This window comes from Bacillus ectoiniformans, from assembly GCF_016908875.1.
In the GTDB taxonomy this organism is placed as follows: domain Bacteria; phylum Bacillota; class Bacilli; order Bacillales; family Domibacillaceae; genus Bacillus_BX; species Bacillus_BX ectoiniformans.
On sequence record NZ_JAFBES010000001.1, the window covers coordinates 95,982 to 111,032 of the forward strand.

At 43.6% G+C, this 15,051-nt stretch carries 13 protein-coding genes; 1 reads left to right on the plus strand and 12 read right to left on the minus strand.

The genetic code is table 11. From position 1 onward, the window contains the following. From JOC78_RS00500 to JOC78_RS00555, 12 genes are all read right to left on the minus strand, one after another. The gene (locus tag JOC78_RS00500) at positions 1-750 is read right to left on the minus strand and encodes a Stp1/IreP family PP2C-type Ser/Thr phosphatase (protein WP_204551967.1); all 750 of its coding nucleotides are present in this window, start codon (positions 748-750) and stop codon (positions 1-3) included. Positions 751-756: 6 nt separating this feature from the next. Next, complete coding sequence (gene rlmN, locus JOC78_RS00505) at positions 757-1,845, minus strand: dual-specificity RNA methyltransferase RlmN (protein ID WP_204551969.1); 1,089 nt, start codon at positions 1,843-1,845, stop codon at positions 757-759. After that, positions 1,845-3,185, minus strand: coding sequence for a 16S rRNA (cytosine(967)-C(5))-methyltransferase RsmB (gene rsmB, locus JOC78_RS00510; RefSeq protein ID WP_204551971.1), 1,341 nt, complete (start codon positions 3,183-3,185; stop codon positions 1,845-1,847). The genes rlmN and rsmB overlap by 1 nt, the downstream gene beginning before the upstream one ends. Before the next feature lies 1 nt (position 3,186). Beyond that, on the minus strand, positions 3,187-4,131 hold the full coding sequence (gene fmt, locus JOC78_RS00515) for a methionyl-tRNA formyltransferase (protein WP_204551973.1): 945 nt from the start codon (positions 4,129-4,131) through the stop codon (positions 3,187-3,189). Next, positions 4,128-4,613: a peptide deformylase gene (def, locus tag JOC78_RS00520; RefSeq protein ID WP_204551974.1), complete on the minus strand. Its 486-nt coding sequence runs from the start codon at positions 4,611-4,613 to the stop codon at positions 4,128-4,130. The genes fmt and def overlap by 4 nt, the downstream gene beginning before the upstream one ends. Before the next feature lie 41 nt (positions 4,614-4,654). Continuing rightward, positions 4,655-7,066, minus strand: a complete 2,412-nt coding sequence (priA, locus tag JOC78_RS00525; RefSeq protein WP_204551976.1) for a primosomal protein N' — start codon at positions 7,064-7,066, stop codon at positions 4,655-4,657. Beyond that, entirely contained in the window at positions 7,057-8,277 is a 1,221-nt protein-coding gene (gene coaBC / locus JOC78_RS00530) for a bifunctional phosphopantothenoylcysteine decarboxylase/phosphopantothenate--cysteine ligase CoaBC (RefSeq protein ID WP_204551978.1), read from the minus strand. Before coaBC ends, priA begins: the two co-directional genes overlap by 10 nt. Before the next feature lie 100 nt (positions 8,278-8,377). After that, entirely contained in the window at positions 8,378-8,605 is a 228-nt protein-coding gene (gene rpoZ, locus JOC78_RS00535; protein WP_204551980.1) for a DNA-directed RNA polymerase subunit omega, read from the minus strand. Position 8,606: 1 nt separating this feature from the next. Continuing rightward, positions 8,607-9,221, minus strand: a complete 615-nt coding sequence (gene gmk / locus JOC78_RS00540; RefSeq protein ID WP_204551982.1) for a guanylate kinase — start codon at positions 9,219-9,221, stop codon at positions 8,607-8,609. Further along, positions 9,218-9,493, minus strand: coding sequence for an extracellular matrix/biofilm regulator RemA (gene remA, locus JOC78_RS00545; protein ID WP_204551984.1), 276 nt, complete (start codon positions 9,491-9,493; stop codon positions 9,218-9,220). Before remA ends, gmk begins: the two co-directional genes overlap by 4 nt. A gap of 41 nt (positions 9,494-9,534) precedes the next feature. Next, the gene (locus tag JOC78_RS00550; protein WP_204551986.1) at positions 9,535-10,410 is read right to left on the minus strand and encodes a YicC/YloC family endoribonuclease; all 876 of its coding nucleotides are present in this window, start codon (positions 10,408-10,410) and stop codon (positions 9,535-9,537) included. Positions 10,411-10,486: 76 nt separating this feature from the next. Then, on the minus strand, positions 10,487-13,162 hold the full coding sequence (locus JOC78_RS00555) for a calcium-translocating P-type ATPase, SERCA-type (protein ID WP_204551988.1): 2,676 nt from the start codon (positions 13,160-13,162) through the stop codon (positions 10,487-10,489). A gap of 134 nt (positions 13,163-13,296) precedes the next feature. Here JOC78_RS00555 and JOC78_RS00560 point away from each other — a divergent pair, with 134 nt between their 5' ends. Next, positions 13,297-15,009 (plus strand): Rqc2 family fibronectin-binding protein, encoded by a 1,713-nt coding sequence (locus JOC78_RS00560; protein ID WP_204551990.1) that lies wholly within the window; start codon positions 13,297-13,299, stop codon positions 15,007-15,009. Positions 15,010-15,051: the final 42 nt, after the last annotated feature.

The window sequence follows — 15,051 nt, forward strand, 5'->3', positions numbered from 1 at the left end:
TCACCCGCTTTCAAGGCCAGCAGAATGTTCGAGAATAATTAATGTAATATTGTCCTCACCGCCGTTTTCATTTGCCACTCGGACAAACGCATCAGCTTTTTCCTCAAGTAGTAAATTGGCCTGTAAAATTTGCTGAATATCTTGTTGTGTTAGTTTATTCGATAAACCATCTGAACATAATAACAGGGAATCTCCCTCTTCAAAAGTGATGGTTTTAAAATCCGCCTTCACCACAGAGTCTGTCCCCAGTGCACGAGTCAAAACATTTTTTCTCGGATGGTGTTCAGCATCTTCTTTCGTAATTTCACCTGATTTGACTAGTTCATTGACTAAAGAATGATCTTCAGTCACTTGATTAAATCCGCTTTCATTAAACAAATAGCATCGGCTGTCACCAATATTGGCAATAGTGCAAAAACGGGTGGTGCAAATCGCTGCTACCAAAGTGGTTCCCATTCCAGAACATTCTTCATTTCCTTTTGAATGGGCAAAAATTGCCTGATTGACTTCATAGATCGCAGATTCAAGCCACTCCTGCGCCTGATTTGGTGTTTCAATTTGTTTGACAGTTTCCCATTTTGACTTCATCGACTCAATTGTGATTTGACTGGCAATGTCACCCGCATTATGACCGCCCATGCCATCGGCTACGATGGCTAGGCAATCATTTACGGTATTTACAAACACACCGCCATTATCTTCATTATGAGCACGAATTCGACCTCTGTCCGTTCGAAAGACAGAATCCATAGTGTCTCACCTCGTCTCTTCTGACCGCTCTTTCGCACGAAGCTGGCCGCATGCGGCATCAATATCGTGACCATTTTCACGGCGAATGGTTACATTTACTCCATGTTTCTTCAATGTTTTCTCAAATTCAAAAATTTGTCTTTTCGGTGTGCGCACATAATCGCGCTCCGGAACATAGTTAACCGGAATTAAATTCACATGGCACTTAATGCCTTTAATTAATTTGGCTAACTCTTCAGCATGAGCGATCGAATCATTCTCACCGCCAAACAATCCGTATTCAAAGCTGATGCGGCGTCCTGTTTTTTCAACGTAATAGCGAACCGCCTTCATTAAATCATCTAGCTTGTATGCACGGTTAATTGGCATTAGCTTCGTACGCAATTCATTGTTAGATGCGTGCAGTGAAATCGCAAAGTTGATTTGCAGCTCCTCATCAGCAAACTTGTAAATCTTAGGAACAATGCCGCTTGTAGAAACGGTAATGTGCCGAGCGCCGATATTCAACCCTTGATCGAAATTGATAATTTTTAAGAAGGACATCATCTCGTCATAATTATCAAACGGCTCGCCAATCCCCATAATAACGACTGAACTTACCCGCTCATCACTTTCATCTAATGCCTGCTGTACTTTTACTACTTGAGCCACAATTTCTCCTGCTTCTAAATGACGCTTTAGGCCGCCAAGTGTTGAAGCACAGAACGTACAGCCAATCCGGCAGCCCACTTGTGTCGTTACACAAACAGAATTGCCATATTCATGCCGCATTAAAACTGTTTCAATCGAATATCCGTCATGAAGTTCAAATAAAAATTTGATCGTTCCATCAGAGGATTCTTGCTGAATTAGTGTTTTTAATGTGGTAATCGTAAAGTGAGCAGCCAGCTTGTCCCGAAGTTCTTTTGATAAATTCAGCATATCTTCAAAAGACACGACCCGCTTTTTATACAGCCAATCGAAAATTTGTTCCGCTCGAAACGGCTTTTCTCCTTGCTCCTTTAACCAGTCTTTCAATTCATGTAATTCTAGTGAATATATTGAAGGCATTTGCAGCTCTTTTTGCGCCTTATCTTGTGTTGTTGTTTGCTCCATTATTGCACCTTCTTTCTAAATTTGCAGATAAAGAACCCATCTCCGCCAAAATCTTGCGGCAAGACTTGCAGCATGCCGTTTTCAGTCAGAGCGGCCGCACTTTGAGGCAGCCCTTCTAAAGTGGCTAGTTCAAAATCACTGTGATTCTCTAAGAATTTTTCCACAGTGCCGAGGTTTTCTTCCTTATCTACCGTACACGTACTATAAACAAGAGATCCGCCTTTTGTCAAAAGCGGGGATACCGCATGCAGAATATCTAATTGAACTTTTTGCAAAGACAGTAAATCCTCTTCTTTTTTTACATATTTTATATCCGGCTTGCGTCGCAGCACCCCAAGTCCCGAGCAAGGCGCATCCACCAATATGCGGTCAAAGCTTTCTTCTTCAAAAATTTCTCCAGCTTTGCGGCTGTCTAGGGCTTTGGTTTCTATATTTGCTAAACCAAGACGAGATGCATTTTCATGAATAAACTTCATTTTATGTTCATGCAAATCCAGCGCAGACACTTTTCCTGTATTATTTAGCTTCTCTGCGATATGTGTCGTTTTTCCACCCGGGGCCGCACATGTATCCAGCACGGTTTGTCCCGTTTGAACATCCAGCGCATAAGCCACCAGCATAGAGCTCTCATCTTGAATCGTGGCAAGCCCCGTCTTAAATACATCCGACTGCGCAATGTTTCCTTTTAAAATATGAATCGCTTCTGGCACCATATCACTTGGCTCTGCCTCATAGCCTTCCTGTTTTAAAAGCTCAAGCACCGCTTCTCTGCTCGCTTTTGTTGTATTGACGCGGATAGACTGAGTAGGCGCCATCAAGTTGGTCTGGCACATACTCTTCGTTCGTTCTTCACCAAACTGCATAATCCATCTTTTCACTAACCAAAGCGGATGGCTTGTTTCAATAGATATTCTTTCAGCAGGTTCTTTTATTTCGTCTAGACTCGGCACTCCTTCTCTCTGGATGGACCGTAATATTCCATTGACTAAACCGGAGATTCCTTTATGGCCTCTTTTTTTAGCGAGCTCCACCGCTTCATGAATTACCGCGCGTTCCGGGATTTTATCCAAGTACACCATTTGGTACAACGACAGTCTTAGAAGCTGCCTAACCCAAGATTCTAGCTTCTTTTTGGCAAAAGGCGCTAAATAATAATCGAGCGTCATTTTTCTTTGAATCGTTCCATAGGTTAATTCTGTGAGTAAACCGGCATCACGTGAGGAAAGACGGTTTTTTTCAATAGCTGAGTTCAATAATAAATTGCTGTATGATTGATTTTTCTCGACAGCTTCAAGCAAATCTAGCGCGAGTTCCCGCACTGACTTTTTACTTTGTTTCATTTCATTCTCCTAACTTCTTGCCAATGGCAAGTCCAGAGGCCGCACCTCTTAAAAATTGTTCCGCTGACATCCGTTTTTTTCCTGAAGGCTGAAGATTAGTCACTTTAATGGCTGTTTCATTCCCTGTGGAAACAATAAACCCGTCAGATTCTATTTCAATGACAGTCCCAGGTTCGGCCTGTTTAGACGAGGCTGTTTTTTCTCCCCACCATATTTTCATTACTTGGCCGTCAAGCGTAGTGTAGGCAACCGGCCATGGGTGAAGACCGCGAATATGGTTATAAATCATTTCCCCGTCTTTCGACCAATCTATTCTCTCTTGTTCTCGTTTAATATTGGAGGCAAAAGTAGCTTCTGATTCATTTTGTTTCATTGGAGAAATATCCCCTGCCAGAATGTTTGGCAGAGTTTCTGATAATAACGCGGAACCAGCTTCACTTAATTTATCGTGAAGACTTCCTACATGATCCGTTTCTTCTATTATAACCTCTGCCTGGCTAATAATATCGCCCGCATCCAGTTTTTCTGCCATATACATGATCGTTATACCTGTTTTGTCTTTCCCTTGCAGAATCGAGTAATGAATAGGTGCTCCGCCGCGAAGTTCAGGCAGCAAAGACGCATGGACATTCACACAGCCGAATTTCGGCGCCTCTAACAATTGATTAGGCAAAATCTGACCGTAAGCGGCCGTCACAATAATGTCAGGCTGTAAATCAATGATCTGCTGCAGCTCTTCCGATGTCCTTAACTTCTCAGGCTGCAAGACGGGTATATTATGTTCTAAAGCCGCCACTTTTACAGGAGGAGGGGTTAATACTCGTTTTCTTCCTACCGGCCTGTCCGGCTGCGTAACTACCGCTTGAATGCTGTAGCCATCTTTAATTAATGTTTGAAGAACAGGAACTGAGAAATCCGGTGTCCCCATGAATACGATATTTGTCATTCGGCTCCCATTCCTTCCAATTCTTTTTCCGTAAGATATTTTTCTATTTTAGATGTAAATAAAACCCCGTGAAGATGATCAATCTCATGCTGAATTGCCCGAGCCAGAAAATCATGCGCTTCTATCATGAAAAATCTGCCTTTCACATCCTGCGCTTTCACTTTTACATAAGCAGGGCGCGTGACTTCGCCATATACTCCCGGGAAGCTTAAACAGCCCTCAACGTCTGTTTGACTTCCTTTTGATTCTAGAATAACCGGGTTGATCAATGGGATTAAACCATGGTGATCCTCTACATCCACCACGGCCACTTGAAGATCCTTTCCGATTTGCGGAGCAGCTAAGCCTACCCCATCCGCTTCAATCATCGTTTCCTGCATATCTAAAACTAGCTTCTTCAGCTTTTTATCAAAATTAGTCACCGGCTGGCATTCTGTCTCAAGAATTTCATTTGGGTGAAAAACAATCGGTAAACGTGCCAAGTTCTATCTCCCCACTTTCTATTTTATCGCAAACGTTTATTCTACATCATTATGAAAGGATTCACATCTACTGCGACCTGTAAACTTTTGTCTTTATATTGTTTGGTGTAGTGTTCCGTCACTTTTTTTAATGCCTCATTTAATTTCGGTTCACGCTTGTATTTTATCAAACATTGGTAACGATATCTATTGTTGATCCGGGGGATGGGCGAGGCAACCGGACCAAGGATGATGGCTTGGCTGGAAATTCGCGACCCGATAAACTGCGTGATTTTTTCTGTGACAGATGATGCAGTCATGACATCTTCATGGCTGACTGTCACTAGCGCCAAGTAATAAAAAGGGGGATAGTTCCCCATCTTCCTAATCATCATTTCCTGCTCGTAAAACTGGTCATAATTCTGCTTGCCGGCGAGCTGAATACTGTAATGTTCGGGAGTGTATGTCTGAATAACCACTTCACCTGAAAGTTCATGCCTTCCTGCTCTTCCGCTTACTTGCGTTAATAATTGAAATGTTTTTTCTGATGAACGAAAGTCCGGAATGTGGAGCATTGTATCAGCACTCAGCACACCAACTAACGTGATGTTTGGAAAATCGAGCCCCTTGGCTATCATTTGGGTTCCAAGCAAAATGTCAGCTTTGCCTTCCTCAAATTGCCGCAATAACTTCTCATGAGAGCCTTTCCTGCTCGTTGTATCCACATCCATCCGTACGACGCGGGCATGAGGAAGCAGCTTTCCTAATTCTTCTTCTACTTTTTGAGTGCCTGTGCCGAAATAACGGATATGTTCGCTTTGACATTCCGGGCAGATATTCGGCACCCGCTCTTCGTATCCGCAATAATGACACTTCATATGATGACTATGTCTATGATAGGTTAAGGAAATATCACAGTTCGGACATCCTGCTACGTAACCGCAATCTCTGCACATGACAAACGAAGAATGGCCTCGGCGGTTTAGAAACAGAACCGTTTGTTCTCCTTTTGCTATCCGGTCTTCGAGTTTTTCAAACAGAGTTCTTGAGAACATGGAACGATTTCCTTCTCTCAATTCTTCCCTCATATCAATAATATTCACATCAGGAAGTGCTTGATCGTTCATTCTCTTTGACAGGGTTAATAGCTGATAAACTCCTTTTTGCGCACGCGCAAAGCTCTCTAATGACGGTGTTGCACTCCCTAGAATAACAGGACATGAATAGTGGCTCGCCCGCTTAATCGCTGCTTCTCTCGCATGGTAGCGGGGATTTTCTTCTTGCTTATAGCTCGTTTCATGCTCTTCATCAATGATGATGATGCCAAGATTCTCAAATGGTGCAAACACTGCAGAGCGTGCTCCGACGACGACCTTTACTTCTTTGCGCTGGATCTTGCGCCATTCATCGTACTTTTCCCCGACAGATAGCCCGCTGTGAAGAACAGCTACATCATCGCCAAAACGGCCTTTGAACCGATTGACCATTTGCGGAGTTAAAGCTATCTCAGGCACCAGCACAATGGCTTCTTTGCCTTTTTCGAGCACTCTTTGTATGGACTGCAAATAAATTTCGGTTTTCCCGCTTCCTGTCACACCGTAAAGCAAGAAGGTATCATGAGTGTTTTTATTAATTGTATTTATGATCGGCTCGATGGCCTTTGCTTGCTGATCGGTTAAATCGAGCGGCTTTGTCTGGCGAAAGTTTGCATGCTCGTAGGGATCTCTGTAGATTTCTTGCTGTTCTTCAAATAGAATTCCTTTGTCAGTCAATGTCTTGATGGTCGAATTGGACGCACCGGTAGCTTCCATTATCTCTTTTGCTGAGATTGTTTCCTTCGTCTGTTCAGATATATAGGCCAGCACGAGCTTTTGTTTTTGAGCGTTCGCAGGAATCTCATTCGCTAAAGCAGTTAATTCTTTTTTAGCCCTTCTGCTTCCAATCATCCGCATCGTTTTTTTATTGCCTTTGCTCTTTACTTGGTAGACAAGTTCTACACGATCTGCTTTTACTTCTTGGCGAAAACGTGTCAGCATGCCAGCGGACTCCACTTCATCCCAGGCTATTTCCTTCCGTCCGCCGAATAGCTGAATCGTTTCTTGCTCGATTCCTTCACTGCTTTCTCTTAAACGGAACACTTTATCATACTTCGCTTTCATTGCTGCCGGAAGCATGACTTGATAGGCTGAAATTTTAAAGCAAAGTGTTGTTTCTGTCAGCCAATCCGCTAATTCCAGCAATTCAGGGTTTAAAACCGGCAATAAATCCATTGGTTCCACAATGGATTTAAGCTTTTTCACATCAGATGCCTGTTTCAGTTCCGTCACAAAGCCTTGGATTTGTCTTGGGCCAAATGGAACAATCACTCTCATTCCAGGCTGAATGAGACCTGTCCATTTTTCTGGAATAAGGTAGTCAAACGCCCGGTCCGTCTGCATGGCAGCTACGTCGACAATCACGCTTGCTACTTGCATGCTTCCTCATCCTTTTTTAACTCAGCTGCTGCTTCTATAAGGATTTCTTTAGCAGCCATTTTTTTCGTCATTAGATCCAGGTCTTTTTTCGATCCATCCTTCTTATAGATCGTAATAATGTTCGTATCACTGCCGAACCCCGCGCCTTCTGTTTTTACATTATTCGCTACAATCATATCGGCATTTTTTGTGACCAATTTTTTTCTTGCGTATTCTTCCACATTCGTCGTTTCAGCCGCAAACCCAATGAGCATCTGATGCGTTTTCTGTTCACCGAGTGTCTTTAAAATGTCTTTTGTCCGTTCCATTTCAAGCGCTAAGCTGCCTTCTTGCTTTTTCATTTTATCAGCATGAATGGTTTTTGGTCTGTAATCAGCAACAGCTGCCGTTTTAATAACGATGTCTGCTTGATTAAAGGTTTCCATCACTGCCTGGTACATCTCTTCCGCGCTTTGCACATTCGTCACTTTCATTCCTGAAGGCGGGCCTATGTTGACTGGCCCGGAAATTAAATGAACTTCTGCTCCGAAATCTCTCGCGGCTTCAGCTAAGGCATAGCCCATCTTCCCCGTAGAGTGATTCGTCAAAAAGCGTACCGGGTCAACTGCTTCTCTCGTTGGGCCTGCTGTAATGACAATGCTCTTTCCCTTTAAGGGCTGTTCTTGCTGATTAGAAAAGAAGCTTTCCATTACAGCCATGATTTTCTCTGGCTCTTCCAACCGGCCTTTCCCCACATATCCGCACGCTAAATATCCCTCGCTCGGTTCAACGAATTGATAGCCGAACGAAGCTAATGTGGCAATATTCTTTTTTACAGCCGGATGATCATACATATGGACGTTCATAGCTGGAGCAATCCAAACAGGGGCAGTCGCCGCTAATAATGTCGTAGAAATCATGTCGTCCGCTAAACCATTGGCCAATTTGCCGATGATGTTAGCCGTTGCTGGAGCGACGATAATTAAATCCGCCCAATCCGCTAAATCAATATGGGCAATGACGGCAGAGTCTTTTTCATCAAACGTGTCGGTATACACATCATGACGCGACAGCGCTTGAAATGTTAGGGGTGTGACAAACTCCTGGGCTGAATCTGACATCATCACCTTTACAGCAGCACCAGCCTGCGTAAGCTTGCTCGTCAAAGCTGCAGCCTTATATACAGCTATCCCACCCGTTACACAAAGTAATATTTTCTTGTCTTTTAACACGGCCAACACCCCTTGTATTATAAAATGATCATTTGATTCAGTCTCATTTTCTTGTAAAAAAATAACAACCTTTTACAGGTTGTTATGCTCATGTCTCTAATTATACTTCATCTGAATACGTTTCGTTACGGTCTTTCTCTTTCATCGTTAATTCATCCGCATAGATCTCTTCAAGTGCTTTGCCGACAAATTTGTGTGATTCATAAGAATCAAGCATTTTCGTCTGGCTGTTTTCTTGAAGACTCCGTGCGCGCTTGGCCGCTACACTTACTAATGAATATTTAGAGTCAATTTTAGTTAATAGGTTATCAATTGATGGATATAACATCTTATTCGCCCTCCAGCATTTTTTTATAGCGATAATGAACACGTTCGCGGCGGCAATGTTCTGCCACGACGATGGATTGAATCCGGCTGCATGCTCGCTCGACTTCATCGTTTTCTACTACATAATCATAAAGTTCCATCATTTCAATTTCTTTTCTCGCTTTTTCCATGCGTCCCTTAATGACTTCTTCACTTTCTGTGCCGCGGTTAATAATTCGGCTATGAAGCTCGGACAAGCTTGGCGGAGCTAAAAAGATAAACAGCCCTTCAGGAAATTTCTCGCGGACTTGGCGAGCCCCTTGAACTTCAATCTCAAGGAAAATATCTTTCCCGGCATCAAGGGTCTGGCGAACATAATCAACCGGAGTTCCATAATAGTTGCCGACAAACTCAGCATGCTCTAACAGTTTTCCCTCTTCAATCAATTGTTCAAACTCTTCGCGGCTTTTAAAAAAGTAATCTACTCCGTCCACTTCTCCTTCACGCGGGGCGCGTGTCGTCATTGAAATAGAATAGTCAAACTTTACATCCGGCTGTGAAAAGATCTCTTTTCTCACCGTTCCTTTTCCCACACCGGAAGGTCCTGATAATACAATCAGCAAACCTTTTTCTTTCATGCTTTTCCCTGCCCTTCATCAGTAACTTCTTCTTTTGAAACAATGCGCTGGGCGACCGTTTCTGGCTGAACGGCGGATAGTATGACATGATCGCTGTCCGTCATAATGACCGCCCTTGTTCTTCTTCCATATGTAGCGTCAATCAATGCTCCTCTGTCACGCGCTTCCTGCACTAAGCGTTTAATCGGTGCAGACTCGGGGCTGACAATCGAAATTATCCGATTAGCCGAGACAATATTTCCAAAACCAATATTAATTAATCGAATGGACATAAGGCCCTCCCAATAACGAGCTGTATTCAAACAGATCTTGCTTATTCAATATTTTGGACTTGTTCCCGCATTTTTTCGAGACATGTTTTTAATTCAACCACACCGGAAGCGATCGCTGAATCATTGGCTTTTGATCCGATGGTATTCACTTCCCGGTTCATTTCCTGAATCATGAAATCCAGCTTTCGGCCGATCGGTTCGCCAGCCTCTAATGTTTGGCGAAATTGCTGAAGATGGCTTTCAAGCCTGATGCATTCTTCGTGAATATCCGCTTTATCAGCAAACACAGCTACTTCTGTTAATAGGCGGGATTCATCAAATGAACTTGCTGACAGTTCTTGCATGCGCCGCTTAAGGCGATCGCTGTAAGACTGTACAACCAGCGGCGCTAAGTCTTTAATCGCTGTTAATTTTTCTTTGAACTTTTGCAAGAGGACAAGTAAATCCTTCTTCAATTCATCGCCTTCTGCTCTGCGCATAGCTACAAGCCGCTGAACCGCTTCAGTTACTGCTTGCAGTACGAGCTGCTCTAATTCCTCATTTTCTTCTTCGCTTTCTTCGACAGAAATAAGGTCAGAACGCTGGAGCAGATCTCTCAATTCTACGTGTCCGGCAAGCTGAAATTTATCTGACAGCTGTTCCATCAAATGAACATAGTCTTCGACCAGTTTCCAGTCCACCTGCAGTTCCCGGTGGACAAGGCCGTCTCCTTCTATTGTGATGAATAATTCAAGCCGACCTCGTTGTATGTATTGTGCCAGTTCTTTTTTGATTTTATCTTCAATTTTTAATAATTGTCTGGGCATTCTTATATGAAATTCGCTAAATCGGTGATTCACCGACTTCATTTCTGCCGTCACGGCATGTTCGGCTGACTTTACTTTACTCCTGCCAAAGCCTGTCATACTTACTACCATCAGCCATTCACTTCCCTATAACAAAAATAAAAGGCAATAGAGAGTCACTCTACTACCTTTTGCATTATACCATAATTTATTTTCTATTACTTGCAAAAAATGAGCCAGCCAGTAAAAATGTTGGAATAGCTCCCATTCCGATCACGAGCATCCACTCTCTAGGCACGAGCGGTACCGTGTGGAAAATTGGCTGAAGAGCTGGAATATAAATGACCCCGACCATTAACACAAATGAGGAAATGACCGCGGCAATTAAATAGAGATTGCCAAACGGATTACGTGCCAGCACCGAACGTTCACTGCGGCAGTCAAATACATGAATCAGCTGAGCTGTAACCAATGTGGCAAATGCGACAGTCTGTGCATAAGCCAAATCACCAGGGTGCTGCTTGTAGCTGATGATGAATGCGATCAGTGTAACAATCCCGATCAAGAATCCCCGCGAAATGATTTTCCAGCCTAAACCTCTGGCAAACACCCCTTCTTTCGGGTGTCTCGGATTTCTTTTCATGACATCGTCTTCTGCCTTATCCAAACCGAGGGCTAATGCCGGCAAACCGTCCGTAACTAAATTCACCCATAAAATTTGGATCGGAACGAGCGGAAGCGGAAGCGCGAGTATCATAGCAAATAGCATGACGAGAATTTCACCGACATTGGAAGCCATCAAATACCGGATGAACTTGCGAATGTTCTCGTAAATATTCCGTCCTTCCTCTACAGCTGATTTTATCGTTGTAAAATTATCATCAGCGAGTACTAATGAAGAAGCTTCTTTCGCTACATCTGTGCCGGTAATTCCCATGGCAATTCCGATATCCGCTGCTTTGATCGCCGGTGCATCATTTACTCCGTCACCTGTCATTGCGACGATATGGCCGTTTTTCTGCAGTGCTCGGACAATTTTCAATTTGTCCTCAGGTGTAACACGGGCATAGACGGTCGTTTTTTCTGCTGCTTTTTCAAATTCCTCATCAGACATTTGAGCCAGCGCCTGGCCATCAAGAATAGCTCCGTCTTTTTTTAACAGGCCAAGCTGACTTGCAATCGCTTTAGCTGTCGCTGCATGGTCACCTGTGATCATGACGGTCTTGATGCCAGCTTCTCGGCATTCGGCTACAGCTTGTTTCACTTCTGGCCTTGGAGGATCGATCATTCCTTCCATGCCAATGAAAGTCAGTCCCTCTTCCATTGTCAGGTTCACAGTCTGGGAGGAAGTTAAAGGCTTAAATGCGACAGCAATAACCCGAAGTGCTTGGCTCGCCATAGACTGGATCGTATCTTTGGTGCGTTCTTTATATTCTTTTGAATAGACCCGCTGCTTCTCGTCCCATAAAATATAATCACACTTCTCCATGACAATATCTGGCGCACCTTTTGTAATCGCAAACCGTTTCCCGTTTTTATCTTTCACGATCACCGTCATCATTTTTCTCTCGGAATCAAACGGAATTTCATCCTCAATCGTGTATTGAGAAAGTAAGCCTTCTTTATTTAACCCTGCTTTTAAAGCGGCAGTAAGCAATGCCCCTTCTGTTGGATCACCTTGAATAAAATACTCTTTTTCATTCTTTTTCAGCTCTGCATGATTGCATAGCATGCCGAACATTAACAATTGATAGAGGCTTTTTTCAGCCGATGGTGCCACTTCTCGCTCGTTTTTTAAGAAATCACCATTCGGTTCATACCCTCGGCCTGTTACCTTCCATGCATCTCCACCGGCCCAAATGTCAGTAACAGTCATCTGATTTTGAGTCATCGTTCCTGTTTTATCAGAACAGATCACCGTTGTGCACCCTAGTGTTTCTACCGCGGCTAACTGCCGAACTACCGCCCTGCGCTTAATCATTCGCTGAACACCGAGCGATAATGCGACGGTCACAATAGCTGGCAGTCCCTCAGGAATGGCGGCTACCGCAAGCGAAACACCCGCAAGCAGCATCGTATAAAGATCATGCCCTTGAAAGACGCCTATGACGACAACTAGCATGGTTAAAAACAGAGCGGCTGCGATCAGTATTTTGCCCAGCTGCTCTAAACGCCTTTGCAGAGGGGTTTCTGTCTTGCCTGCTTGCTGAAGCATACTCGCGATATTTCCCATAGCGGTCTTCATGCCGATCGCCGTCACCACACCTACACCGCTGCCTCTTGTGACAAGCGTCCCCATAAACGCCATGTTCTTCATATCAGCAAGAGCTGGCCTCTCCTCTCTCGAAATACAGGAGACGGTTTTTTCTGATGGAACAGATTCCCCTGTCATGGCTGATTCCTCAATTTCAAGGTTAACCGTTTCAAGCAATCGTACATCCGCTCCTACACGGTCCCCGCTTGAGAATTTCAGCACATCACCAGGTACAATGTCTTTAGACGGAAGCTTGGTCCACTCGCCATCCCTCAGCACTAAGGCTTGTGGCGCCGATAATTCTTTCAGTGCCTGAAGCGACTTCTCCGCCTTTCTCTCTTGCATAAAACCTAGTAGCCCATTGATGACGATAATGGCCAAGATAGCGATAGAATCGATATACTCTCCCATCAATGCTGAGATGACCGTCGCCGCTATTAAAACCAATACCATGAAATCTTTAAACTGCCGAAAAAATATCCGCCATGCAGATGGCAATTTCTCTTCACGCAGTTCATTAAAGCCTGTGTGCTGCTGCCTTTTTACGGCTTCTTCTGTCGTCAGCCCCTGCTGTACGCTGGTTTGAAGCTGACTCTCCACCTCTTCCTGTTTGAGCTGGTGAAAATTCATCTGCTCACTCCCTCCAAACAAACAAACTTGTCCTTCTCATAGCAAGATTATTCAGCGGCGAGCCAAAACATGTTATCATTTGAATAAGTTTTTTTATTTTAGGAAAATCCAATGCAGAGAAAAGGTGACGGCATATGTCATTTGACGGTTTATTTACAAGAGCCATGACAAAGGAATTAACAGAACAATTAATCGGAGGGCGCGTCAATAAGATCCACCAGCCCTATAAAAATGAAACGGTTCTTATTATCCGTTCACAAGGAAAGAATCATAAACTGCTTTTATCCGCCCACTCAAGCTATGCGAGAGTGCAGCTGACGAATGAAAGCTACGAAAACCCTCAAGAACCTCCGCTGTTTTGCTCGCTTATGCGAAAGCATTTAGAAGGAGCGATCTTAGAGAACATTCACCAGCACGGTCTGGATCGGCTGATCATCTTTGAGTTTAAAGGAAAAAATGAAATTGGCGATATCGCCTATAAACAGCTGTTTGTAGAGGTAATGGGAAGGCACAGCAATATTATTTTAGTCGATAAGCAGAAAGGCACGATCATCGACAGCATTAAGCATGTATCCGCTGTCGTCAACAGCTACAGGACTGTCCTGCCGGGATATGAATATGTTCTTCCTCCTGCTCAGGATAAAGCAAATCCTTTTGACGCAGAGAGGGAAAGTCTTCTTCACAAAATTGATTTCAACAGCGGCAAAATGGAGAAACAGCTCGTCTCACAATTCGCAGGCTTCTCCCCTCTCATAGCGAAGGAGATCATTCATCAATGCGGATTAGTGACAAAAGAAACTTTGCCCGATGCTTTTTTCACAGTTGTTTCCCCGTTAAAAGAACATCAATATGAACCGGTTATTATAGAACAAGATCAGAAATCTTACTTTTATTTAACCAATCTCACTCACCTAAGCGGAGACCGAAAGACATTTTCGAATTTAAGCGAGATGCTTGATCGGTTTTACTTCGGGAAAGCCGAACGGGACCGTGTGAAACAGCAAGCCAATGATCTTGAGCGTTTTATGAAAAACGAAAAAGAAAAAAATGAAACCAAGCTAAAGAAACTTCAAAAAACGCTTGCGGATGCTGAAAATGCCGATCGTTTCCAGCTGCAGGGTGAACTTCTCACCGCTTATTTGTATGAGGTTAAAAAAGGAATGACTGAGATCAGCGTTGTCAATTATTATGATGAAAATGGCGGAAATATCACCATTGCCCTTGACCCGCAGAAATCTCCTTCTGAAAATGCACAGAAGTATTTTTCAAAATATCAAAAGGCAAAAAATGCGGTGTTAGCTGTGAAAGAACAAATTGAAAAAACGAATGAGGAAATTCGTTACTTCGATAATCTTCTCCAGCAGATTGAATCGGCTTCGCCTCGTGACATTGAAGAGATTCGAGAAGAACTGTCAGAAGAAGGATATATGAAAGCAAGGACCCTCAAAAAGAAAAAGCAAGGAAGCAAGCAGCCCGAACTTGAAACGTATGTATCAAGCGATGGAACACTGATGTTTGTCGGAAAAAACAACAAGCAAAACGATTACTTAACGAATAAATTTGCCCGCCGGGATGAAATCTGGCTGCATACGAAGGATATCCCTGGTTCTCATGTGGTGATCAGGAGTGAAGAACCGTCAGAAACAACCATTCTAGAAGCCGCAAACCTTGCCGCTTTTTACAGCAAAGCGAAATCATCCGGTTCCGTTCCGGTAGACTACACGAAAGTACGTCATGTCAAAAAACCGAATGGAGCAAAACCCGGATTCGTGATTTATGATAATCAGCAAACGGTTTTTGTTACGCCTGATGCCGATTTGGTACTGAAGCTGAAGGAAAAGAAATAAAATAGAGCCGGCTGCCTCGGGACAGCCGGCTTTGCTAGTTGA

Excerpts from the sequence above, each read along its gene's own strand:
- JOC78_RS00555 (WP_204551988.1), bottom strand. The coding sequence starts at position 13,162 with ATGAATTTTCACCAGCTCAAACAGGAAGAGGTGGAGAGTCAGCTTCAA.
- JOC78_RS00500 (WP_204551967.1), bottom strand. The coding sequence starts at position 750 with ATGGATTCTGTCTTTCGAACGGACAGAGGTCGAATTCGTGCTCATAAT.
- gmk (WP_204551982.1), bottom strand. The coding sequence starts at position 9,221 with ATGAAAGAAAAAGGTTTGCTGATTGTATTATCAGGACCTTCCGGTGTG.
- priA (WP_204551976.1), bottom strand. The coding sequence starts at position 7,066 with ATGCAAGTAGCAAGCGTGATTGTCGACGTAGCTGCCATGCAGACGGAC.
- rlmN (WP_204551969.1), bottom strand. The coding sequence starts at position 1,845 with ATGGAGCAAACAACAACACAAGATAAGGCGCAAAAAGAGCTGCAAATG.
- remA (WP_204551984.1), bottom strand. The coding sequence starts at position 9,493 with ATGTCCATTCGATTAATTAATATTGGTTTTGGAAATATTGTCTCGGCT.
- JOC78_RS00550 (WP_204551986.1), bottom strand. The coding sequence starts at position 10,410 with ATGGTAGTAAGTATGACAGGCTTTGGCAGGAGTAAAGTAAAGTCAGCC.
- JOC78_RS00560 (WP_204551990.1), top strand. The coding sequence starts at position 13,297 with ATGTCATTTGACGGTTTATTTACAAGAGCCATGACAAAGGAATTAACA.
- rsmB (WP_204551971.1), bottom strand. The coding sequence starts at position 3,185 with ATGAAACAAAGTAAAAAGTCAGTGCGGGAACTCGCGCTAGATTTGCTT.
- fmt (WP_204551973.1), bottom strand. The coding sequence starts at position 4,131 with ATGACAAATATCGTATTCATGGGGACACCGGATTTCTCAGTTCCTGTT.
- rpoZ (WP_204551980.1), bottom strand. The coding sequence starts at position 8,605 with ATGTTATATCCATCAATTGATAACCTATTAACTAAAATTGACTCTAAA.